Source organism: Vreelandella sp. 162(4c), assembly GCF_058152265.1.
Map to the genome: position 1 here is coordinate 5077215 of NZ_CM176981.1, position 21319 is coordinate 5098533.

22 protein-coding genes and 2 tRNA genes are annotated in these 21319 nt (G+C 53.8%); 15 read left to right on the forward strand and 9 right to left on the reverse strand.

All coding sequences use genetic code 11. The features are described from left to right. Nucleotides 1-83: 83 nt before the first annotated feature. Together purN and purM are read right to left on the reverse strand one after the other, a co-directional pair. A complete protein-coding gene (purN, locus tag AC4EYZ_RS23435; protein ID WP_009286943.1) occupies nt 84-839 on the reverse strand; it encodes a phosphoribosylglycinamide formyltransferase in 756 nt (251 codons plus the stop codon). Continuing rightward, nucleotides 836-1903 carry a phosphoribosylformylglycinamidine cyclo-ligase gene (gene purM / locus AC4EYZ_RS23440; RefSeq protein ID WP_022523235.1) on the reverse strand — a complete coding sequence of 356 codons (1068 nt, stop codon included), beginning with the start codon at nt 1901-1903 and terminating at the stop codon, nt 836-838. The genes purN and purM overlap by 4 nt, the downstream gene beginning before the upstream one ends. A 264-nt stretch (nt 1904-2167) precedes the next feature. Between purM and AC4EYZ_RS23445 the strand changes: the two genes are divergently transcribed. Together AC4EYZ_RS23445 and hda are read left to right on the forward strand one after the other, a co-directional pair. Beyond that, nucleotides 2168-3298 carry an AI-2E family transporter gene (locus AC4EYZ_RS23445; protein WP_009286941.1) on the forward strand — a complete coding sequence of 377 codons (1131 nt, stop codon included), beginning with the start codon at nt 2168-2170 and terminating at the stop codon, nt 3296-3298. Beyond that, complete coding sequence (hda, locus tag AC4EYZ_RS23450; protein ID WP_009286940.1) at nt 3295-4002, forward strand: DnaA regulatory inactivator Hda; 708 nt, start codon at nt 3295-3297, stop codon at nt 4000-4002. The genes AC4EYZ_RS23445 and hda overlap by 4 nt, the downstream gene beginning before the upstream one ends. A 110-nt stretch (nt 4003-4112) precedes the next feature. Here hda and AC4EYZ_RS23455 read toward each other — a convergent pair whose 3' ends face one another. Continuing rightward, nucleotides 4113-4487 carry a phasin family protein gene (locus AC4EYZ_RS23455; protein ID WP_039859040.1) on the reverse strand — a complete coding sequence of 125 codons (375 nt, stop codon included), beginning with the start codon at nt 4485-4487 and terminating at the stop codon, nt 4113-4115. Nucleotides 4488-4783: 296 nt separating this feature from the next. Between AC4EYZ_RS23455 and AC4EYZ_RS23460 the strand changes: the two genes are divergently transcribed. Then, a complete protein-coding gene (locus AC4EYZ_RS23460) occupies nt 4784-6160 on the forward strand; it encodes a class II fumarate hydratase (protein ID WP_027957468.1) in 1377 nt (458 codons plus the stop codon). 36 nt (nt 6161-6196) lie between these two features. On the opposite strand, the gene AC4EYZ_RS23465 is transcribed toward AC4EYZ_RS23460, so the two are convergent. Further along, nucleotides 6197-7267, reverse strand: a complete 1071-nt coding sequence (locus AC4EYZ_RS23465; RefSeq protein ID WP_009286938.1) for an endonuclease/exonuclease/phosphatase family protein — start codon at nt 7265-7267, stop codon at nt 6197-6199. Between the two features lie 233 nt (nt 7268-7500). Here AC4EYZ_RS23465 and AC4EYZ_RS23470 point away from each other — a divergent pair. Together AC4EYZ_RS23470 and AC4EYZ_RS23475 are read left to right on the forward strand one after the other, a co-directional pair. Beyond that, nucleotides 7501-7577, forward strand: a tRNA-Val gene (locus tag AC4EYZ_RS23470). Nucleotides 7578-7599: 22 nt separating this feature from the next. Further along, nucleotides 7600-7676: transfer RNA gene (locus tag AC4EYZ_RS23475), tRNA-Val, on the forward strand. A gap of 93 nt (nt 7677-7769) precedes the next feature. On the opposite strand, the gene AC4EYZ_RS23480 is transcribed toward AC4EYZ_RS23475, so the two are convergent. From AC4EYZ_RS23480 to AC4EYZ_RS23495, 4 genes are all read right to left on the reverse strand, one after another. Beyond that, nucleotides 7770-8252 carry a GAF domain-containing protein gene (locus tag AC4EYZ_RS23480; protein ID WP_027957467.1) on the reverse strand — a complete coding sequence of 161 codons (483 nt, stop codon included), beginning with the start codon at nt 8250-8252 and terminating at the stop codon, nt 7770-7772. Nucleotides 8253-8349: 97 nt separating this feature from the next. Then, a complete protein-coding gene (locus tag AC4EYZ_RS23485) occupies nt 8350-9141 on the reverse strand; it encodes a MetQ/NlpA family ABC transporter substrate-binding protein (RefSeq protein ID WP_007114419.1) in 792 nt (263 codons plus the stop codon). A gap of 102 nt (nt 9142-9243) precedes the next feature. Beyond that, nucleotides 9244-9897: a methionine ABC transporter permease gene (locus AC4EYZ_RS23490; RefSeq protein ID WP_022523240.1), complete on the reverse strand. Its 654-nt coding sequence runs from the start codon at nt 9895-9897 to the stop codon at nt 9244-9246. Next, nucleotides 9878-10936, reverse strand: a complete 1059-nt coding sequence (locus tag AC4EYZ_RS23495; RefSeq protein WP_022523241.1) for a methionine ABC transporter ATP-binding protein — start codon at nt 10934-10936, stop codon at nt 9878-9880. Before AC4EYZ_RS23495 ends, AC4EYZ_RS23490 begins: the two co-directional genes overlap by 20 nt. 565 nt (nt 10937-11501) lie before the next feature. Here AC4EYZ_RS23495 and AC4EYZ_RS23500 point away from each other — a divergent pair. The 10 genes from AC4EYZ_RS23500 to moaE all read left to right on the forward strand — a co-directional run bounded on the left by AC4EYZ_RS23500 (nt 11502) and on the right by moaE (nt 19400). Next, on the forward strand, nt 11502-12131 hold the full coding sequence (locus tag AC4EYZ_RS23500; protein ID WP_022523243.1) for a riboflavin synthase: 630 nt from the start codon (nt 11502-11504) through the stop codon (nt 12129-12131). Nucleotides 12132-12359: 228 nt separating this feature from the next. Continuing rightward, nucleotides 12360-13658, forward strand: a complete 1299-nt coding sequence (locus AC4EYZ_RS23505; protein ID WP_009286934.1) for an NCS2 family permease — start codon at nt 12360-12362, stop codon at nt 13656-13658. Between the two features lie 39 nt (nt 13659-13697). Then, nucleotides 13698-14243, forward strand: coding sequence for an adenine phosphoribosyltransferase (locus AC4EYZ_RS23510; protein ID WP_022523244.1), 546 nt, complete (start codon nt 13698-13700; stop codon nt 14241-14243). 6 nt (nt 14244-14249) lie between these two features. Next, a complete protein-coding gene (gpt, locus tag AC4EYZ_RS23515; protein ID WP_009286932.1) occupies nt 14250-14729 on the forward strand; it encodes a xanthine phosphoribosyltransferase in 480 nt (159 codons plus the stop codon). A 2-nt stretch (nt 14730-14731) separates the two neighbouring features. Then, a complete protein-coding gene (ung, locus tag AC4EYZ_RS23520; protein WP_009286931.1) occupies nt 14732-15415 on the forward strand; it encodes a uracil-DNA glycosylase in 684 nt (227 codons plus the stop codon). A gap of 95 nt (nt 15416-15510) precedes the next feature. Continuing rightward, the gene (upp, locus tag AC4EYZ_RS23525; RefSeq protein WP_009286930.1) at nt 15511-16140 is read left to right on the forward strand and encodes a uracil phosphoribosyltransferase; all 630 of its coding nucleotides are present in this window, start codon (nt 15511-15513) and stop codon (nt 16138-16140) included. 91 nt (nt 16141-16231) lie between these two features. Further along, a complete protein-coding gene (locus tag AC4EYZ_RS23530; protein ID WP_474192217.1) occupies nt 16232-17464 on the forward strand; it encodes a uracil-xanthine permease family protein in 1233 nt (410 codons plus the stop codon). A 70-nt stretch (nt 17465-17534) separates the two neighbouring features. After that, nucleotides 17535-18128, forward strand: coding sequence for a molybdopterin-guanine dinucleotide biosynthesis protein B (gene mobB / locus AC4EYZ_RS23535; RefSeq protein WP_414122769.1), 594 nt, complete (start codon nt 17535-17537; stop codon nt 18126-18128). 4 nt (nt 18129-18132) lie between these two features. Continuing rightward, the gene (gene moaC, locus AC4EYZ_RS23540; RefSeq protein WP_009286927.1) at nt 18133-18930 is read left to right on the forward strand and encodes a cyclic pyranopterin monophosphate synthase MoaC; all 798 of its coding nucleotides are present in this window, start codon (nt 18133-18135) and stop codon (nt 18928-18930) included. Nucleotides 18931-18932: 2 nt separating this feature from the next. Next, complete coding sequence (gene moaE / locus AC4EYZ_RS23545; protein WP_490204055.1) at nt 18933-19400, forward strand: molybdopterin synthase catalytic subunit MoaE; 468 nt, start codon at nt 18933-18935, stop codon at nt 19398-19400. A gap of 217 nt (nt 19401-19617) precedes the next feature. On the opposite strand, the gene AC4EYZ_RS23550 is transcribed toward moaE, so the two are convergent. Then, nucleotides 19618-21228 (reverse strand): ribonuclease J, encoded by a 1611-nt coding sequence (locus tag AC4EYZ_RS23550; protein ID WP_490204056.1) that lies wholly within the window; start codon nt 21226-21228, stop codon nt 19618-19620. Between the last annotated feature and the right edge of the window lie 91 nt (nt 21229-21319).

A 21319-nucleotide genomic window follows, 5' to 3' on the forward strand; every position in this document is an offset into this window, starting at 1 on the left:
TTATACGAAGTACATTGCTACAAAAAAGCGCCTTACGGCAAAAACGTAAGGCGCTTTTCAATGCTTATGATGACGTTTTCATGCTAATCCTGCGACTCTTCGTCGAGCTCCTCATCAAGCTCTTCTGCAGCATCAGCGTGGGAAAGCCGCATACCGTGTTCCGGTAGCAGATGACCGTCCATTTTGGCGCCTTCGGCACTGAACTGCAGCCTGCCTTCCAAAAACCACTGCACTGCAATCGGGTAGATTAGGTGTTCTCGGGAGCGAACCTTCTCTTGCAGTGTTTCAGCCGTGTCGTCCGCGTTGACCAGCAGCTCCGCTTGCAGTACCACTGGGCCACCGTCTAGCTCTTCGGTGACGAAGTGAACGCTACAGCCGTGGCTGGCAACACCGTCTGCCAGGGCGCGGGCGTGAGTGTTGAGCCCTTGGTAGTCTGGCAGCAATGAAGGATGGATATTCAGCATACGGCCCAGGAAGCGCTGCACAAAGCGAGGCGTCAAAATGCGCATAAAGCCCGCCAGTACAATCAGATCCGGCTCGTGACGCTCAATGACTTTGATCAAGGCGCCGTCGTAGGCTTCGCGACTATCATACTCCCTGTGGGGGAGGGCAACCGCTTCAATGCCCGCTTCGTGTGCGCGTTTCAAACCATAGGCGTCAGCAATATTGGAAATCACTGCGACAATCTCACCGCCGCCTAAGCGGTCGTGGGACTGAGCATCAATCAGCGCCTGAAGATTGCTACCGCTGCCAGAGATAAGCACGACAATGCGGCGTGCACCGAGAGGCTCTGGTGTTACGTCTTTAATGGTATCGCTCTGGTAGTCCGTATTGGTCATGCCGAGAGGTTCTCCAAAATAACGGCGTCCCCTTGGCGTTCAACGATCTGCCCTAGACGATAAACGGATTCGCCTTCGGCTTCCAGGTGAGCCATTGCCTGTTTTGCTTGATGCTGCGGCACCACAACGACCATCCCAATACCGCAATTGAGCACGCGGTGCATTTCAGTTTCATTCACGTTTCCATTGGCCTGTAGCCAATCAAACACGGCTGGTCGCTGCCAACTGGCAATATCAATATGCGCAGCGAGGTTGTCCGGCAGTACGCGAGGAATGTTTTCAAGCAAACCGCCACCGGTGATGTGTGATAACGCATGCACGGCAATCTCGCTACCGCGCATCAAGGAGAGCAGTGATTTGACATAGATACGGGTGGGGGCCATCAGCGCATCGCCAAGGGTTTTACCGTCGATGTCGGTCTCTAGCGAAGCGTCGCTAACCTCAAGGATTTTACGAATCAATGAGTAGCCGTTGGAGTGTGGCCCGGATGAGGCAAGTCCCAATATGACATCGCCTTCGGCCACTTTGCTGCCATCTAAAATATTTGCTTTTTCAACCACGCCCACGCAAAAGCCCGCTAAATCGTAGTCGCTGCCTTCGTACATGCCCGGCATTTCGGCGGTTTCGCCGCCTACCAGGGCGCAGCCAGCCAATTCGCAACCAGCGCCAATGCCGGTGACAACGTCAGCAGCAATATCCACATCGAGCTTACCCGTGGCATAGTAGTCAAGAAATAGCAGCGGTTCGGCGCCAGCCACGATAAGGTCGTTGACACACATGGCGACCAAATCAATACCAATGGTGTCGTGCTTGCCAAGATCCATTGCCAGGCGCAGCTTGGTGCCGACGCCATCGGTACCTGAGACGAGCACGGGCTGCCGATAGCCCGCGGGGATCTCGCATAGCGCGCCAAAGCCGCCAAGCCCGCCCATGACTTCGGGGCGAGTCGTGCGTTTGGCAACGTGTTTAATGCGGTCAACAAGGGCGTTACCGGCATCGATATCGACGCCTGCATCCTTATAGCTGAGGGAAGGAGTAGCCGAAGAAGAAGAGGTCTCGGTCATGACAGATCCTGTGAAGCAAATAGCGGTGCTGGTAGTGCTGGCGAATTGGCCAGTGCTGGGCTTAACTTTGGCGGATTGTAACACTCAGCGACGCTGGCCGCACCGCTGTCGCGCAGGATGAAAAGCAGACGCGCGACTTTCGTTCATTTGCGGCATAGTAGTGGCGAGTGAAAGTTAGTAGTGATAAGTAAAGTGTGTCGTGATCAGTGCCATAGTAACGATAAGTGATATTTAGCGGATTAAATCCACGTTTGAGAGGGAACTATGCGGAATTCTTGGTGGGGCGTCCTATTTTTGGTGGTAATAGGCGGTTTAATTTATTTGTTAGACGCGGCGCTGATGCCTTTTATTGCTGGGATGATTCTCGCTTACTTAGCTGACCCGCTGGCTAACCGTTTCCAGCGCTGGGGCATGAATCGGCCGTTCGCGGTGAGTAGTGTGTTTTTAGTACTGTTGGTCGTCCTCGTGGCGAGCCTGTTGATATTGATCCCGCTGCTTGTTCAGCAGCTTAAACAGCTGGGCGAAGCTATTCCGGGTATCTTCAATTGGGTAGAAAATACGCTTGCTCCTCAGGTACAAGAGTGGACAGGTTATGACTTGACCGCGGAGTTAACCAACGCGCGCGAGACGCTGGTCGAAAACTGGCGCGATGCTGGTGGCTACCTAGCCCAGGCGCTAGGCCAAATTGGCCGCTCCGGTATGGCGTTTGCCTCTTGGATCACCTATGTGGCACTTATTCCTGTGGTGACCTTCTATTTGCTTTTGGACTGGAACCGCCTGCTGACCAATATTGCCAATCTCGTGCCACGCCAGTGGGCGGATGATACCTTCCGGTTGGCGCGTCGCTGTGATGAAGTGTTGTCATCGTTTCTACGCGGCCAGCTGCTGGTAATGCTCTGTTTAGGGATTATTTATGCGGTGGGCTTAACGTTGATGGGGCTCAACTTTGGCCTATTGATCGGCTTTGTGTCCGGACTGGTGAGCATTGTCCCGTTCCTGGGTTTTATTGTCGGCTTGGTGATTGCCCTTGTTGTGGCGCTGTTCCAGTACGCCACCTGGTGGGCGGTGTTAGGCGTTATCCTGGTGTTTAGTATTGGCCAAATGGCCGAGAGTGTGATTCTCCAGCCTAAATTGTTGGGCGATAAGATTGGCCTGCATCCGGTCGCGGTTATCTTCGCCGTGCTGGCGGGGGGGAATCTGTTTGGCCTAACAGGGGTGTTGTTGGCTCTACCTGTTGCCGCGGTGATTCTAGTGCTGCTAAAAGAAGTAAAAGTTCGCTATCAGCATAGCGAGTTATACGACGAACAAAATACTGATAAACATACGCCAATCATTGAGGTCAGCTCTTCACATAACGATGAGCTGGGCCATCATGATGGACGGGAGTCACCATGAGCCGAGCACCGGCACAGCTTCCCTTGGGAATTGGTCTGCGTGATGACGCGACCTTTGATAATTATTATGTGGCGCGTGCAAATACGCCGCTGGTAGAACACCTTACCCAGCAGCTTACCCCGGAGGGGGAGCAGTTCCTCTATCTGTGGGGCGCGCCAGGGGTAGGGCGTAGCCATCTTTTACAGGCGGCGTGTCATGCGGCGTCCGATGCAGATAAACGAGCACTGTATCTCCCCCTGGATGACTTGGGCCACTTTCCGCCATTAATGCTGGAAGACATCGAGCGCCTGGATCTGGTCGCCATTGATGACCTGGAGTGTGTGATTGGTCGCAAGCGCTGGGAGGAAGCGCTGTTCCATGCTTTTAACCGGCTAAGAGATGCTGGCAAGAAATTAGTGATTGCCGCCAGTGCTTCACCGCGTCAATTAAACGTGGTGCTACCGGATTTGGCTTCGCGCCTGACCTGGGGGGTAACGTTTCATGTTCACCCTTTGGAGGATGACGAAGAGCGTTTGGCAGCGCTAAAGCTGCGCGCCAGTGTGAGAGGGATGCAGCTCCCCGATGATGTTGGGCGCTATATCTTGCATCGTGGCCCCCGCGAGTTAGGTGAGCTGTGTCGCGCGGTGGAGACTCTGGATAAAGCATCGCTCTCAGCCAAGCGCAAGCTTACTATTCCCTTTGTGAAATCCGCCCTCGGTTGGTGAAACGGCTGGTACAGAAATGCTAAAGGCAACGACTAAAACGCCCCTGTCAGCAAGAGCCGACAGGGGCGTTTTATAAAACATGCTTGCTAGCTTACTGTTTCAATAAGCGATTAAGCGGTTTTGTTCAACTTGCTAGCAGCGGTTTGCGCCTGCTTAACGTTGTCTTCGGTAATTTTCTGGCTTTTCTGGATAAAGTCCTGCTGCAGAGATACGACTTTATCGGTATCGCCTTTAACACGCTCAGCCAACTCTTTAGCTACCTTTTGCTGGCCTTCCATGTAACTACGCAGGCCCTCTGCGTCTTTTACTTCCATCATTTGGCGCATTTGCGCAATGCCGGTGTCGGCATAAGCTTTGCTGGCGTCCATCTGAGCGTTAATCATTTTTTCGCTGTAATCGATGCTCAGCGCCATGTAAGCGCGTACTGGCGCCATGAACATGTTGTCAAACTGCTGAGTCATTTCGTTAGTATTTAATGTACGCATCGTCATACCCTCCTGGGGTTAGTCTTACCAAAAGCAGCTATCCAGAGGTTGGCGCTGCTTATTTAATTGGGTAGCTTTATTTATAAGCTATCTTGCAGTGCAGCATAGCAACTGTTTTTGTGCAGTGCAACATTTGGTTTTTGGCATTTTAAAGTGCACGGGGCAAGAGCCTGTTTACCCCTATGGTCTAACCAGCTAGCTTGAAGGCAGTGGATGTGGCTTTAGCGAGTGAACGATAGGTCGGCTATGCGCTCAGATAAGCATCACCATTAATCTTACTGATGGGAGAAAGAGCAATGGCAACACGGATGGAACGCGATAGCATGGGCGAGTTGGAAGTGCCTTCTGAGGCTCTTTATGGGGCACAAACCCAGCGGGCAATCAATAACTTCCCTGTCTCTCATTCGCCCATGCCCCCGGCCTTTATTCACGCTGTCACGCGTATCAAGCTAGCGGCAGCCCGGGCTAATCAATCGCTAGGAGGGCTTGATAGTGCGCGAGGGGAAGCGATTCAAAAAGCGGCGCGGGAAGTGTTAACGGGCAAGCATGACCAGCACTTTCCTATCGATGTGTTTCAAACTGGCTCAGGTACCTCCACCAATATGAATGTCAACGAGGTGTTGGCTACATTGGCAAGCCGTGAAGGCGTTGAGGTAACCCCGAACGATCACGTCAATATGGGGCAGTCCAGCAATGATGTGATTCCCACGGCCATTCACCTGTCGGCTGCCATCGCGGTGCACGAATCGTTGCGCCCAGCCCTTGTCCACCTGCGTGACACTATCGACAAGCGGGCCAGTGAGCTGAGCCATGTGGTAAAAACCGGTCGTACTCACCTCATGGACGCCATGCCGCTGCGTATGGATCAAGAGCTGGGTGCTTGGTCTAGCCAACTAGGTCAGGCCATTGAGCGCTTTGATAGTGCCATGAAACGGCTGTGCCGATTAGCTCAAGGTGGCACGGCCGTGGGGACCGGCATTAACGCTCCTATCGGTTTTGCTGAGCAGGTCGCCCAAGAGCTGAGCGAACAGACCGGGTTGATGTTTACCCCTAATGACAGCTTCTTTGCCAGCCTCTCGTCTCAGGATGCGGCGGTAGAGCTCTCGGGGCAGTTGAAAGGCTTAGCCTGCGTGATTATGAAAATAGCCAACGACCTGCGCTGGATGAATTCGGGGCCGCTGGCGGGGCTGGGCGAGATTGAGCTCGAGGCGTTACAGCCCGGTAGCTCAATTATGCCTGGGAAGGTTAATCCTGTTATTCCTGAGTCAGCCGCCCAGGCCGCTGCACAGGTTATTGGCCTGGATACCGCGATTACCGTGGCCGGGCAGAGTGGTAACTTTCAACTGAACGTGATGTTGCCGTTGGTGGCTTCCAACTTATTAACGTCTATAAGCTTGATGAGTAATACCGCTCGATTGCTGGCTGATCGTGCGATTGCCACCTTTAAGGTTCGTGAAGATAACCTGGAAGGCCCGCTGGCCAGAAATCCCATTTTGGTAACGGCGCTAAATGGCGTGATTGGCTATAACGCCGCCGCCGCTGTCGCCAAAGAGGCTTACCAGGCGGGGAGGCCAATTATTGATGTGGCGGAGGAGAAAACTGACCTTGACCGGGAGACGCTAGAGCGGCTGCTGGATCCGGTCGCGTTAACGCACGGAGGCATTCCTGAGTAACACGTTTAAGGTCAGCTATCTTTAGGCCAACCGCGTTCAGGTTTCCTGCTTTTCGGTTTTACCTTCCTGAATCGTTTCGCTGGCCTCACTGCGCTCCTCAGCATCGGCTTCGGGCGTTTCATGCTCGTCTTGACGCGAAGGGCGGTAGCAAAAGGTGGCCAGTATCGGGAAGTGGTCGGAGCCGAAGTAACTCAGGCGCTGCATGCCGACTAAGGTGAAGTGTTCGGTCACAAAAATGTGGTCAAGGGGCCAGCGCAACACGGGATATTTGGCGTGGAAGGTGCTGAATAAACCACGTCCCCGGCGTGGGTCGAGCATGCCGCCAACGCGGCAGAAAAGTCGCGTAGTGCGCGACCACGCTACATCGTTCAGATCCCCGGCGACCAACGTTGCTTGGGGATCTTCATGAATTTTCTTGCCGACCAATAGCAGTTCAGCATCCCGCCAAAGGGATTTTTCACTCTCACTGGGGGCCGGTGGACGGGGATGTAACGCGTAAAAGCGAATGCTATCGCCGTTAGCAAGCGTCACTCGGGTGTGAATAGACGGGATGTCGTCCTGAATTAGCCACTCCACCGAGGTGTTAGAGAGCTCCAGGTGCGAGTAAAGGTGCATGCCGTAAAGGTTGTCGAGCGGGATTTTAACGCTGTGCGGCCACTGCTCTGCGAGAGCCGGATCTAACTGATCTTGCCACCACTGGTCTGACTCCAGGGTCAGTACTATGTCGGGCTGATGCTGTTTAATCATATCGATCAGCGCTTGGGCCTGCCGGTTAGGGGTCAGTACGTTAGCGATCAGTAGCGTGATCGTTTTATCTGAATCGTTACTCTTCGCCGCCTTGACCTGCACCGGCCACAGCGGTGTCCAGGGCAGAATATAGTAGACTTGAAACAGTAAAGTGATGCCTGAGGCGAGCAGGGCTACCCATAGCCAAGGGCCAGGCTCAACGAAGATAGCGGCTAATAGCCAAGTGATTAAAGCTAGGCAAGCGATCTGCAGGCGTGGAAATTCAAAACTGCGGATCCACCACCAGTGTAAATGTATTCTTGCAATCAGCGTCGCCAATAACAGTACGATCGCTATGCTTCCTAGCAAAATACCCAGCATGGTTTATCTCCCTATAGAACACCCAGCACCTTGAAGCGCTAAGCCTAGCGCTAGAAGGTCACAGGTGTCGAATTGAGCCTCTATTCGTAATGGGTTTAAGGCTGGCGGGAGAGGGCGCGCAATGGAAAAGAACTTGCAATTCAGTGATAAGAGCGTAAGATATGCATCCGTTGCAAGGCGCGCGGCTATCCAATAGCCCATCTCAGAAAGTGCAATAGAACAGATAGCGCAATAGAACCATAGCTCAGTTGGTTAGAGCGCCACGTTGACATCGTGGAGGTCGGCGGTTCAAATCCGCCTGGTTCTACCAGCCTTATGCCACACCTCTTTTCAGGACCATAGCTCAGTTGGTTAGAGCGCCACGTTGACATCGTGGAGGTCGGCGGTTCAAATCCGCCTGGTCCTACCAGCTTTTATCAGAAACGCCCCAGGCAGTGATGCTTGGGGCGTTTTTGTGTGGGTGTTATATGGCGTTTTTTATTTTGTAGACTATAGCTTTTAACTAGCTCTTTTGAATTAGGTCGGGTAGGTCAGTTTGGCGCATAAACGTTGCTACCAGGGCCTCAATGCCTGCTTGGTCTTGTTGTGTGAAGCGCGCCTCCAGCGGGCTATCCAAATCCAGTACGCCCCATAGGTTGCCATCGACTACGATGGGAATCACCAGTTCAGAGCGAGAGTTGGCGTCGCAGGCAATATGGTCGGCAACCGCGTGTACGTCGTCCACTCGCTGGGTAGTTTGTTGGCGAGCAGCCGCGCCGCATACGCCTTTGCTAAAGGGAATCGGGTGGCAGGCGGGCTGCCCCTGAAAAGGGCCTAGACCTAACACATCAGGCTGGCGTTGAAGGTAAAAGCCTACCCAGTTTAAGTCGCTAAGCTGTTGGTGAATAAACGCACAGGTTTGCGCGCTGTTGGTGAGCCAATCACGTGTATCGAGCAGCGCTTCAAGCTGTCGATTGAGAAGAGGGTAGTCAACACTGTTTTGCATGAGGGATCCTTTGCTACAAACGCAACAGGCCGACACTTTTGCATTTGGGGTTACCTATGCGTGTCGGCCTGACGTCATCTATTGATGGCTTGCGGTATTACTCGATCCAGCCAGGAACTGCTGCGCCTTTGAATAGTTCTTCGGCTTTCTCGATCACTTCATCACGCTGATAGGCGTCGACCAGTTGACGAATCTCTTCACGCTCTTCGTCACCGCCGCGAACCGCGATCAGGTTGACGTAAGGAGACTCGGGGCCCTCTTTGATCAAGGCGTCATCCAGGCTTAGGCCAGCAGGCTGAGCGAAGGTGTTGTTGATGAACGCCATGTCGACATCGGGCAGCACGCGGGGGAGCTGGGCGGCTTCAATTTCGCGGAAACGGAAGTCGCGGGGGTTTTCAGCGATATCGATCGGTGTTGATTCGAGAAATTCTGGATCGTTAAGGGTGATCAGGCCTTCGTTGTGCATCAGGATCAGCGCGCGACCTTCATTTGAAGGGTCATTGGGCAGTGCAATTTGTGCGCCGTCAGGCAGGTCGTCGATACTGTCGTATTTTTCTGAGTAAGCACCAATCGGGTACACGAAGGTGTAACCAGCGATTGCCAGGTCATAGCCACGATCGTCGACCATCGACTGCAAATAGGGCTCATGCTGGTAGGCATTGGCGTCGAGGCTGCCGTCTGCAAGGGCTGCGTTCGGGGTAACGTAGTCAGTGAACTCGATGATTTCTACATCAAGGTCGTACTCTTCTTTGGCAATGCGCGCTGCAACTTCCATCACTTCTGTTTCAGGGCCCGCAACGGTGCCCATTTTGATGCTGCGCGTTTCAGCATTGGCGACGTTAACGGCAAGCGCCAGGGCGGTAAGGCTGCCAATAATCAGTTTTTGCATGAATCTCTCCAGTGGCATTTTGATAGATGGTGCAATGATGCGGCAATAAAAAACTGTTGTCTAATGCATTTTGGTTATAATGGATGACAAATAAACGAGTGGCTACTTGCGATCGCTTTTGCGTACCAAGTAGTCGCCCAAGCTCTGAAAACCCTGCACCATGACGACCAAAATCACCACGGTAATCAGCATGATGGTTGGGTTGAAGCGGTTGTAGCCGTAGCGGATACCTAAGTCGCCGAGACCACCGCCGCCCACTGCGCCGGCCATGGCGGAGTAACTTACCAGCGTGACAACGGTAATGGTTAAACCCGTCATGATCCCGCCGCGAGCTTCCGGAATCAGCACCTTGCGAATAATTTGCCAAGGCGTTGCGCCCATGGCTTGGGCGGCTTCAATTAACCCTGGCGAGATTTCATTAAGTGCAGCCTCGACAAGCCGAGCGACAAACGGAATAGCGGCAATTGTGAGCGGTACCGACGCGGCATTAATGCCAATCGAGGTGCCCACCAACATGCGCGTAAAAGGAATGATCGCTACCATCAAAATAATAAACGGGATGGAGCGACCAACGTTGGTAATAATGCTCAGTACTTGATTAAGTACGGGCTTCGCCAATATTTGCCGTGGGCGTGTAACGTACAGCATTACCCCAAGGGGCAAGCCGACGAGGGTAGAAATAAGTCCTGAAACGGCCACCATATAAAGGGTATCCAGCGTGGCCTGTAAAATGAGATCAATCATTGCGCTGGACATGGCCGAGTACCTCCACTTGCAGTTGATGAGATTCGAGATAGTGCATGGCTTGCTGGGTTTGCGTCGGAGAACCGAGTAGTTCCGCAATCATCAGGCCCAGGGTGCGCTCCTGAATCGACTCTACTTTTGCTTGTAAAATGCTGACATCGACCCCGCATTCTCGAGCAAGGCGGGAAATCAGCGGCGTCGAGACTGCATCGCCAGAGAAGGTTAGGCGTACCACAGGGTGGGTGTTTTCGCCTGGGGCATCAAGGAGCCTCTCAATCAGCTCTTTGGGCGGTGTTAGCTGGAGGAAGTCGTTAAGAAACTCACGACCAAGCTGGGTACGCGGAGCGGTAAAGAAGTCGCCGACTTCAGCGTCTTCCACCAGTTCGCCGTCCGAGATCAAACTCACCCGGTGGCAAATCGATTTGACCACTTCCATCTCGTGGGTGATCAGCAGGATGGTAATGCCCAGTTGGTGGTTAATATCGCGCAGCAGTTCCAGTATTGAACTGGTGGTTTGTGGGTCTAGCGCAGAGGTTGCCTCATCACAGAGCAACACCTGCGGCTTGCTGGCTAGCGCCCGGGCGATCGCCACACGCTGTTTTTGACCGCCGGAAAGCTGAGCAGGGTACTGGTTGGCCTTATCTGCCAGGCCTACCATCTCCAGGAGCGGAATAACGCGATCGCGGACGGTGTGGCGTTTTTGCCCCATTAGTTCTAGAGGCAGGGCAACGTTGTCGAACACCGTGCGTGTGGTCAATAGATTAAAGTGTTGAAAAATCATGCCAATACGGTGACGCGCACGATTAAGCGCGGCGTTACTCAGCTGGGTCATTTCCTGACCATCGACCGTGACGCTGCCGCTCGTGGGGCGCTCTAAGAGATTAACGCAGCGAATTAGCGTTGATTTACCTGCGCCGGAGAGGCCGATGACGCCGTGAATAGTGCCTTTGGGCACACTGAGAGTGGCATTTTTGAGTGCATGGACGGCATTTGCGCCGCTGCCCTTGTTGTTACTGAAATAGGTTTTACTGACGTTGCTAAGTTCAATCATAGCGTCTGCCTTAACGGTAGGCCGAAGACGGAGTGCGGGATGCGAGCTGGGGGAGGGCCAGTATCGAATAGAAAATAAAAAAGGCCACCCCAATGGGTGGCCATCAACGCTGGACACGCCCGTTTAGCTGCACTTCACTCAATCAGTAGGCTAAATACTAAGCCATAGACTAGGTGGACGCCCGCAATCTGGGTACAAATCGGCGTCATTAGATTTGCGGCAAAATTTTAGAGATAGGTCGCTGCCTTGTCAATTTTATCCATCTGATTTTATGTTGTAAGTCGCCGAGTCAGCATTATTTTCTGATTTTTATAAATATTTAAGTTTTTAGTTCTGTGCGTGCGTTTTTAAAGATGTGCAGCTGGATGAAGTTACCTTGAGTTGAAAGCAGCCATAGAAAAGTCAATGGCGTAGAATGGCAAGATCAAGAAACCCTCAAGGCAGAATGCACGGCGGTGAGGGAGCAGTAGGAAGCTTGCGCCATTCATTGAGCGCTTTTGCTACGTGCTCTTTACGACTTATTTGAATTACACGGCTTTTTTATTAGATGAGGAGAAAGCGCCTTATGTTTACTGGCATTGTGCAAGGGGTAGCCAGGGTTGTGGCGGTACGCGAGCTGGATGATTTTCGCGTGCATGTGTTGGAAATGCCCCCCGCGATGCGCGAAGGGCTTGAGGTCGGAGCGTCTGTTGCTCATAACGGCGTTTGCTTGACGGTAACGGCCATAGAGGGGGATAGCGTTAGTTTTGATTTGATGCGTGAAACGCTGCGATTGACTAATCTTGGTGCAATCACCCCTGGGCAATGCGTCAATATAGAGCGCGCGGCGCGCTTTGGTGATGAGATAGGCGGACACTCCATGTCAGGCCACATCATTTCCATGGCAGAAGTGGTGGCCATCGAAGAGGCGCCCAACAACCGTCGGCTATGGTTTTCGCTGCCGGAACGACTGGGCCGATTCGTGTTTGAAAAGGGCTATATCGGGGTGGACGGTATTAGTTTGACCATTGGGGATGTACGCCCCACTGAAAGTGGGGATGTGGAGTTCAGCGTCAATTTAATTCCTGAGACACTTTCGCGTACCACGCTTCAGGATCGAGCCCCCGGGGATCAGGTCAATATTGAAATTGACCCGCAAACCCAGGTGATCGTTGAAACCGTTGAGCGAGTGCTTTCTCAAAAAAGCGGCGTTTAGTAAGTGACGCGGCAATGGCAATAATCAGCTTTTTTGGTTAATGGGTTGACCGATCGGTTAGTTCATGGCCTAAAGATTGCTAGACATTAGGCGGCGGGCGATTTCCGCCAACATTGGTCGCTACGCTGAGGCGCTCGCATCACAGCGAGCGTTTCGGTAGTATGTGCGGCTTTTCTCAGCACCAGAACGCATACTCATGCGGCGTTAGCGCTAAGGATAAAAAGATTCATGAAACTTCTGGATAACTATTTCAAGCTCTCCGAGCACAAAACCAACGTGAAGACAGAAGTTATCGCCGGGATCACCACCTTCCTGACGATGGCCTATATCATCTTTGTCAACCCGAGCATTTTGTCTGAAGCGGGGATGGACTACGGCGCAGTGTTCGTCGCCACTTGCCTAGCGGCAGCGATTGGCTGTTTCGTCATGGGGATGTGGGCTAACTACCCGATAGCTCAGGCGCCAGGCATGGGTTTGAATGCCTTTTTCACCTACGGCGTGGTGCTGGGGATGGGCTATACCTGGGAAGCTGCGCTGGGGGCGGTGTTCTTCTCAGGTCTAACGTTCTTCTTGTTGAGTATTTTTAAAATTCGCGAGTGGATCATTAACTCCATTCCTATGACGTTACGGTTGGGGATCGCCGCTGGTATTGGCCTTTTCTTGGCAATGATAGCGCTTAAGAACGCCGGTATCGTGGTTGCCAACCCCGCGACCTTTGTTTCCTTAGGTGATCTTTCCCAACCCGCGGCTATTTATGCGCTGCTGGGCTTCTTTGTGATTACCGCGCTCTCTTACTTGCGAGTGACTGGTGCCGTCATGATCGGGATTTTGGGGATTACTATTGTTGCAATGGTGCTCGGTCATAATGAGTATGGGGGCCTGATGTCGATGCCACCCTCTATTGCACCTACCTTTATGGCGATGGATTTGATGGGCGCGCTGGATGTGGCGATGCTTAGCGTAATCTTTGCCTTCCTGTTTGTGGATCTATTTGATACCTCCGGCACCCTGGTAGGCGTTGCTCACCGCGGCAAGCTGTTGGACAAGGATGGCAAGTTACCGCGCATTGGTCGCGCCATGATGGCCGACAGCACCGCGTCAATGGCGGGTGCCGCCTTGGGTACTTCCACCACCACAAGCTACATTGAATCGACGGCGGGTATCGCTTCGGGTGGCCGTACTGGGTTAACGGCGGTAGTGGTTGGTGTTCTGTTCCTGATCAGCCTGTTCTTCGCTCCGCTGGCGGGTTCTATTCCGGCCTACGCTACCGCAGGTGCGCTGCTGTATGTGGCGGTATTGATGGCAGGAAGTTTGGCTCACGCGAACTGGGAAGACCCCACCGACGCCGCGCCGGTACTGATTGCCGCCCTGGCGATGCCGCTGACGTTCTCGATTGCCGAAGGTATTGCGCTTGGCTTTATTAGCTATGTAGCGATCAAGGCGTTGTCGGGCCGTTTTGCCGACCTGAATCCGGCGGTGATTATTTTGGCGTTGCTGTTTGCGACAAGATACCTTTTCTTGGTTTGATTGATCATTACCACTTTTTATTACTCAATGAGAGACGCGATGAGCATCTACGGCGACTACATTAAGTCCGTCATTCGCACGGTTCCCGATTGGCCTGAACAGGGCGTGAACTTTCGCGACATCACCCCGTTGCTGCAAAATAGCGCGGCCTTTCGCAAGCTGATCGATAGCTTCGTTCACCGCTATCAGGAAATGAACCTGGATGCCATCGCGGCCATTGATGCGCGTGGCTTTATTATTGGTGCGCCGCTCGCTTATGAGTTGGGTTGCAGCTTTGTACCGGTGCGTAAGAAGGGCAAGCTGCCTTTCAAGACCATCAGCGAGACTTATAAGCTGGAGTACGGACATTCAGAAGTGGAGCTGCACTCCGATGCGTTCCAGAAAGATGACCGTATCCTGCTGATGGATGACCTCATCGCCACCGGCGGCACCATGCTGGCCGCGGCCAACCTCATTCAGCGCAGCGGTGGTCAGGTGGTTGAGACCGCCACCATTATTGATCTGCCTGAGCTGGGCGGATCGCAGAAAATTCGCGATGCTGGTTTCAGTGTATTCGCAGTTTGTTCTTTCAACGAAGACGAGTAATGCCCCATGAGCAGCGATCGCTACCACCAACACTTCACTGTCTCCTGGGATCAGTTGCACCGTGATGTGCGCACCCTATGCCATCAAATGATCGAGCGTGATTTTAAAGGCATCGTAGCGATTACCCGCGGCGGTTTAATTCCCGCCGCGCTGATTGCTCGGGAGCTTAATATCCGGCTGATCGATACCGTGTGTATTAAAAGCTACGACCATATGGATCAGGGCGGTCTGGATATCATGAAGGGCGTCGATCATGACGGTGAAGGTTGGTTGCTGGTCGATGACTTGGTGGATACTGGCAAAACAGCGCGGGCAGTACGTAAAATGCTGCCTAAAGCTCACTTTGTGACTATCTATGCCAAGCCGGATGGTCGTCCCTTGGTGGATCAATACCTGACCGAAGTTGCCCAGCAGTGCTGGATTCAGTTCCCCTGGGATATGGGTGTTGCATACGTTGAGCCGCTTGTTGATCAAATGAAGAGGTAATAATGGCCAATCCACTTCCCGACGATTGGAGTCAGTGGCTGGGTAATGAGTTTCAGGCTGACTATATGCTGGCGCTAAAAGATTTTTTGGCGCAGCAAAAAGCTGCGAAGAAGATCATATATCCCCACTCAACGCAGTGGTTTCGTGCCTTTGAACTGACCCCGTTGAACGAAGTGAAGGTGGTTATTTTAGGCCAGGATCCCTATCACGGGCCCAATCAGGCTCACGGTTTATGCTTTTCCGTGCAGCCCGGCGTACCCGTGCCACCGTCGCTGGTCAATATCTACAAGGAGTTGGCCACTGATGTTGGTTTTACCCCCGTGCGCCACGGCCATCTGGAAGCATGGGCCAAGCAGGGCGTGTTGTTGTTAAACACTTCGCTGACTGTGGAGCAGGGCAATGCGGCATCTCATCGCGGTAAGGGATGGGAGCCCTTCACTGACCGCGCGATTGAAACCGTCAGCCAGCACGCGCCGCCGTGTGTGTTTCTGCTGTGGGGCAGTCATGCGCGCCAGAAGAAGGCGTTAATCGACCAAAGGCGCCATTTAATACTGGAAGCCCCGCACCCATCACCGCTCTCTGCGCATCGGGGCTTTTTTGGTACCCGGCATTTTTCCCAAGCCAATCAATTTCTTCAGGCGCAAGGGCGAGCACCTATCGAATGGCAATTGCCTGAAACCCCTTAACCTCGTAAGTGGTTGCGGGTAGAATACGCGCAATTTTGTGCCTAGCTGATGCAACCTTGGTTGCCATTCTGAATCCCCTGCAGTGAGGAAGTCCCATGAGTGTTTACGCCATTAACCATCCGCTTGTACAACATAAGCTGGGTCTGATGCGCGAAGTTGACCTGAGCACTAAGAGCTTTCGTGAACTGGCAGGTGAAGTCGCCAAGCTGCTGACCTATGAAGCAACTAAAGGTCTTGAGCTGGAAGATCATGAAATCCAGGGATGGAACGGTGAGCCGATTGCAACGCGCCGATTAAAAGGTAAAAAAGTCACCGTCGTACCGATTCTGCGTGCCGGGCTCGGCATGCTGGAAGGCGTAACGGATCTAATCCCGAGTGCGCGGGTAAGCGTTGTAGGTCTTTATCGCGATGAAGAGACGCTACAGCCGGTGCCTTACTTTGCCAAGTTTGCCAACGATATCGAAGAGCGCATGGCGATCGTGATAGACCCCATGCTGGCTACCGGCGGTTCGATGGTAGCAACACTGGATATGCTGCGTGAGCGTGGCTGTGAGCATATGAAGGTGATCGTTCTCGTTGCCGCCCCTGAAGGTATCAAGCGGGTGCAGGACGCTTACCCCGATATCGAAATTTACACCGCCTCAATCGATGACCGCCTCGATGAAAATGGCTACATCGTCCCCGGACTAGGTGACGCTGGCGACAAGATTTTCGGAACGCGCTAAGCATCGTTATTGACATTGCCCCTTACGCCCAGCGTCAGGGGCATTTTTTTGTATACCTGCTATCAAATCAATAATCACTAGGAATTCACTTATGCGTGAAGCTGCCAGTCAGGCTGAGTCGTGGCCAAAAGTCATTTTAACCGGCGCACAAATGCTATTTGTGGCGTTTGGCGCCTTGGTGTTAGTACCGCTTTTGACAGGACTCGACCCAAGCGTTGCGCTGTTCACGGCTGGGGTGGGAACCTTGGTATTTCATGGGGTCACCAAGCAGAGCGTGCCGGTGTTTTTAGCCTCATCGTTTGCCTTTATAGCGCCTATTCAAGGCTCTGTGGCGAGCTTTGGCGTTTCGGCAACCATGGGCGGACTAATGGCAGCGGGGCTGGTCTATGTGGCGATCTCTCAGGTTGTGCGCTTAAAAGGCTCCGCTTGGCTGCATCGCTTGCTGCCCGCTGTGGTGGTGGGGCCGGTGATTATGGTGATTGGCCTGGCGCTGGCGCCGGTGGCCGTAAGTATGGCGACCGGTGAAACCAGCGACAATATCGGCTATGGCGCGGCGATTTTCTTATCAATGACCAGCTTGCTAGTCACGCTTGTGTTGGCCGTTTTTGGTCGCGGGCTACTTCGCCTAGTGCCGATTATGGGGGGCATTATCACCGGCTATTTTTTAGCGTTGCTGATGGGGGTAGTCGACTTTACGCCAGTGCATGAGGCGGCGTGGTTATCGATACCCAGCTTTACCGCACCCAGTTTTCACTGGGCTGCCATTCTGTTTATGATTCCGGTCGCGATTGCCCCAGCGGTAGAACACATTGGTGATATGGTGGCCATTGGTTCGGTGACCCGCAAAAACTACCTGGAAAAGCCTGGCCTGCATCGAACTCTGTTAGGCGATGGGCTGGCGACCAGCGTAGCAGCGCTGTTCGGCGGGCCGCCGAATACTACTTACTCGGAAGTCACCGGGGCGGTAACGCTTACTCGGGCATTTAATCCCAAGTACATGATTGTTGCCGCGATTATTGCCATTGTGCTGGCGTTTGTGTCCAAGCTTGGCGCGTTGCTGCAGACCATTCCTGGCCCGGTAATGGGCGGTATAATGACGCTGTTGTTTGGCTCCATTGCGGTGGTCGGTATGAACACACTGGTACGTGCAGGACAGTCGCTGACGGCGCCGCGCAACTTGGTCGTGGTTTCGCTGATACTGGTGTTCGGGATTGGCGGCATGCAGTTTGGTGGAGGCCAGTTTACGCTGCAGGGCGTTAGCCTGGCCGCTTTGATGGGTATTGCGTTGAACTGGCTATTACCCCGTGAGCAAGAGGGCGAGTAGAGTCATCCTCTATAACGCTGTGTGAATCGTTAGAATGGTAGCGTGAGTGATCATCAGGAGTTTCGGCAGCATGGAAAACGAACTAACCGCACCTTTTCCCATACTGGGGATTGCTGCCTGGAGCGGTACCGGAAAAACGACGCTGCTAGAGAAGCTGTTGCCACGATTAGGGGAGTATGGCTTGAGCGTCGCTGTCATCAAGCATGCGCACCACTCGTTTGATGTCGACCAGCCCGGCAAGGATAGCTATAAGCTGCGTAGCGCAGGTGCCGCACCGATACTGGTGGCTTCCCGTCAGCGCTTTGCGCTGATGCAGGAAACCCCTGACCAGGGAGAGCCTGATTTAGCCCAGCTAATTGCCATGATGGCGCCGCACAAACCTGACCTGGTGATTGTCGAAGGCTTCAAGGCTTGGCCGATTCCCAAGCTGGTGCTATACCGCGATGGGATTGGCGATGCGGCTATTTTAACCGGCCGATGGGTTGAGGCAGTCGCGCTCAGTGCGCCACCGCCTATCGACCTGGCGGCTTCGGTGGCTCAGTTAGATCTAGACGATAGCGAAGCGGTTGCACAATGGGTAGTGACCTGGTTAAGCGCTAAAAACGATACGATGTCTTCAAAAAATACGTCTTCAAAACGTATGTCTTCAAAACAGCAATGGTGACAACATGCATCTGACCCACCTTAACACCCGTGGCGAAGCCAATATGGTGGACGTCGGCGATAAGCTGGAAACCCGCCGCGAAGCAGTCGCCTCCGGGCGCATTATAATGCAGCCTGAAACGCTGAAATTGCTTAGCGATGGTGAACTGCCCAAGGGTGATGTGCTGGCCACCGCGCGTATCGCTGGTATTCAGGCGGCCAAACGTACTCATGAGCTGATTCCTCTCTGTCACTCACTGGCGCTCTCCAAGGTTTCTGTTGAGTTCGATATTGATGTGGCCGAATCCTGCGTTCATGTGACCTCGCTGTGTCGCTTGAATGGACGCACTGGGGTCGAAATGGAAGCCCTTACCGCTGTTTCGGTAGCCTGTTTGACGCTTTACGATATGTGCAAAGCGGTCGATAAAGGTATGCGTATCGAGGCTATACAACTCGACAGCAAGCAAGGTGGTCAGCGTGGCGACTACCAGCGTATGAGCACCCAGGCGCCGATTGTTACCGGTGACGGCGTAGCCGGAGAAGTCAGCTTGGGCGAGCGCTGCCCTTCACCCTGCGTGCGGGTTAAGTTTTTAGCCGAACTGCGCGAGCGGGTAGGCGAAAGTGAGACCGTCGTGAGTCTCGATCAACTGGCTAGCCGCGACATTAGTGGATTAAAAGCCGCGCTGGCCGAGCAGGATAGTCGCTTTAAACAACTCACCGACCAGCGTACGCTGTGTGCGATTAATCAGGTCATGGCCAATGACGAGGCGTTAGTGACCGATGATGACGAAGTGGCGTTTTTCCCGCCAGTAACAGGGGGGTGAGGGTGGATAATAAGCTGGATATTAAAGTAACGATTCAAGCAGCCCCGTTTCCAATGGACTACGGCTATGACGATGCCTTGGCTGGGCGTAGTGATATTGGCGCGGTGGTGAGTTTTACCGGCTTAGTGCGTGATTTTAATGAAACGCCGGACGTCACAGGGTTAACGCTGGAACACTATTCGGGAATGACCGAGCGTACGCTGACGGAGATTGGTGAACAGGCTTGGCAGCGCTGGTCGCTCCAAGCGGTGCGGATTATTCATCGTGTCGGTTACCTGGGGCCAGGCGATCCGATTGTGCGCGTACTCGTAGCCAGCGCACACCGGCGTGAGGCGTTCGAAGCCTGCGATTTTATTATGGATTACCTGAAAACCCAGGCGCCTTTCTGGAAGAAAGAGCACTCTGCCCAGGGCGAGTATTGGGTCAAAGAGCGTCACTCTGATCAACAGGACGCAGCGCGGTGGGAGTGAAGTGCCGCGTCACTGTGCTTGTTGCACTGACACGAAACTGTCATTGCGAACGCAGTGAAGCAATCTCGGGGGTAGGCGCCACCGCTGGTTGAGATTGCCGCGTCGCTGCGCTCCTCGCAATGACATAATAAGAAGGCTCCTCGCAGTGACACGAAACTGTTATTGCGAACGCAGTGAAGCAATCTGGGTTTTATAGCCGTCGTTGAATGATGCCGCTCTAACGGTTAGCGGCACTTTCATACGCAGCAGGTTCTGGCATTTCGGCGGCCATAATCTGTAGATGCACGTCGGGCAGGTGCTGCATATGCTCCGCCAGCCACTGCACCATGCGAGGCTGTAATGCTTGGCGCAAGTCGGCAAGCGTCTCTGCTGCAATCTCCTCAAGCTGATCATCCAGCCAATCATTAAAGCTATCTTCATCTAGCGGGCTGGCCCCCGAGGCATCCAGCATCAAACGGCCAATACGCGCCCATCCAGTGTCAGTAGCCGTCACTGGCAGCGCTAAGTATAAGCTACCGCGACGGGCCTTGTTGGCGTCGTGAACCTCAAGACCAGGATGGGGCACCACGCTGTTTTGACTGACGATGCAGGGCGGCTGCGGATAGCGCGACTCACAGCGCAGCCCGTGACTGTCAAAGCAAATTAGATCGCCGTTCACCGGCGCCAATGGAGCGCTAATGCCTAGCTGTTTGGCAATAGTCTGATGAGCCTGCTGATGGCGTGCTTCGCCATGCACCGGTATGAGATGTTTTGGCCTGACCCACTGATACAGCTTGATCAGTTCATCCTGGGCGGGGTGCCCGGTAGCGTGCAGCTCAGGGTGGTTGAACTCGTCGTAGAGGTTGACACCTAAATGCGCCAAACGCTTTTTAAGCTGCTCAATGGGGCGTTCATTGCCAGGAATGGCTTTAGCCGAAAAAATAACGTTATCGCCCGGCTGAAGATCCACAAAAGGGTGGCGACCCTGGGCGAGACGCTGTAGCGCAGCACGGGGCTCGCCCTGGCTGCCGGTGGCGATAATCACCACTTCATCCGGGGGGAGGTAGCCTAGGTCATGATTGGGCACCAGCGGCGGTAAATCATCCATATAGCCGAGCCCCCGGGCAACGCTGACCATGCGCTCCATTGAACGGCCCATCAAGCTAATGCGTCGGCCACACTTCTGAGCGGCGCGCCCTATCGCTAACACCCGGGCAAGGTTACTGGCAAAGCAGGAGACCACCACCCGGCCCTGGCAGTTGCCGAGGGTTTTTGTCAGGGCGCGGGCGACGTCCCCCTCGCTACCGGAGTGCCCGGGCATGGGGGCGTTAGTGGAGTCGCCCACAACCAAGTCAACCGGGGCAAGCGCCTTGAAGAGGGCTGCACTGATCGGCGTGCCGATAATCGGTTCAGGGTCGAGTTTCCAGTCGCCGGTATGTAAAACGCGATAGCCACCGGCTATCATTATTAGCGCACAGCTTTCGGGAATCGAGTGGGTTAAAAGTAAATAGCGCAGCGTGAATGGCCCGCTCTCTAGGGCCTCGCCAGGTTCAATGACATGGATAGCCGCACTGCTAAGCTGATGCTCGGCAAATTTTAGCCGCAACAGGCCTGCCGCCAGCGGGGTGGCGTAAATGGGGCAGTTCCACATCGGCCATAGCCAGGCTGCGGCACCAATGTGGTCTTCGTGACCATGGGTGATAAATAGCGCTTTGGGCACGATCCCCAGTGCTTTCGGCGTATCAAGATTGGGTACCTGCAGTGGCGAGTTGGGAAGATCCTGGCGGATCATCATGCCGCAGTCCACGGCTATCCAGTGATCGTCATAGCCGTATAGCGTTAGATTCATTCCAATCTCACCGCATCCCCCCAGCGGCAACATGCGCAGCGGTGGACGACGACGGGGACGAATTTGAACGCGTGGTGAATGCATCTGTTAT

Bases quoted from the DNA above. Each gene is read 5' to 3' on its own strand.
- AC4EYZ_RS23480 (WP_027957467.1), bottom strand. From the start codon at position 8,252: ATGCAAAACAGTGTTGACTACCCTCTTCTCAATCGACAGCTTGAAGCG.
- moaC (WP_009286927.1), top strand. From the start codon at position 18,133: ATGCATCTGACCCACCTTAACACCCGTGGCGAAGCCAATATGGTGGAC.
- AC4EYZ_RS23485 (WP_007114419.1), bottom strand. From the start codon at position 9,141: ATGCAAAAACTGATTATTGGCAGCCTTACCGCCCTGGCGCTTGCCGTT.
- ung (WP_009286931.1), top strand. From the start codon at position 14,732: ATGGCCAATCCACTTCCCGACGATTGGAGTCAGTGGCTGGGTAATGAG.
- purN (WP_009286943.1), bottom strand. From the start codon at position 839: ATGACCAATACGGACTACCAGAGCGATACCATTAAAGACGTAACACCA.
- hda (WP_009286940.1), top strand. From the start codon at position 3,295: ATGAGCCGAGCACCGGCACAGCTTCCCTTGGGAATTGGTCTGCGTGAT.
- AC4EYZ_RS23495 (WP_022523241.1), bottom strand. From the start codon at position 10,936: ATGATTGAACTTAGCAACGTCAGTAAAACCTATTTCAGTAACAACAAG.
- AC4EYZ_RS23500 (WP_022523243.1), top strand. From the start codon at position 11,502: ATGTTTACTGGCATTGTGCAAGGGGTAGCCAGGGTTGTGGCGGTACGC.
- AC4EYZ_RS23505 (WP_009286934.1), top strand. From the start codon at position 12,360: ATGAAACTTCTGGATAACTATTTCAAGCTCTCCGAGCACAAAACCAAC.
- AC4EYZ_RS23490 (WP_022523240.1), bottom strand. From the start codon at position 9,897: ATGTCCAGCGCAATGATTGATCTCATTTTACAGGCCACGCTGGATACC.
- AC4EYZ_RS23510 (WP_022523244.1), top strand. From the start codon at position 13,698: ATGAGCATCTACGGCGACTACATTAAGTCCGTCATTCGCACGGTTCCC.
- AC4EYZ_RS23550 (WP_490204056.1), bottom strand. From the start codon at position 21,228: ATGAATCTAACGCTATACGGCTATGACGATCACTGGATAGCCGTGGAC.
- purM (WP_022523235.1), bottom strand. From the start codon at position 1,903: ATGACCGAGACCTCTTCTTCTTCGGCTACTCCTTCCCTCAGCTATAAG.
- AC4EYZ_RS23460 (WP_027957468.1), top strand. From the start codon at position 4,784: ATGGCAACACGGATGGAACGCGATAGCATGGGCGAGTTGGAAGTGCCT.
- gpt (WP_009286932.1), top strand. From the start codon at position 14,250: ATGAGCAGCGATCGCTACCACCAACACTTCACTGTCTCCTGGGATCAG.
- AC4EYZ_RS23445 (WP_009286941.1), top strand. From the start codon at position 2,168: ATGCGGAATTCTTGGTGGGGCGTCCTATTTTTGGTGGTAATAGGCGGT.
- upp (WP_009286930.1), top strand. From the start codon at position 15,511: ATGAGTGTTTACGCCATTAACCATCCGCTTGTACAACATAAGCTGGGT.
- AC4EYZ_RS23465 (WP_009286938.1), bottom strand. From the start codon at position 7,267: ATGCTGGGTATTTTGCTAGGAAGCATAGCGATCGTACTGTTATTGGCG.
- mobB (WP_414122769.1), top strand. From the start codon at position 17,535: ATGGAAAACGAACTAACCGCACCTTTTCCCATACTGGGGATTGCTGCC.
- AC4EYZ_RS23530 (WP_474192217.1), top strand. From the start codon at position 16,232: ATGCGTGAAGCTGCCAGTCAGGCTGAGTCGTGGCCAAAAGTCATTTTA.
- AC4EYZ_RS23455 (WP_039859040.1), bottom strand. From the start codon at position 4,487: ATGCGTACATTAAATACTAACGAAATGACTCAGCAGTTTGACAACATG.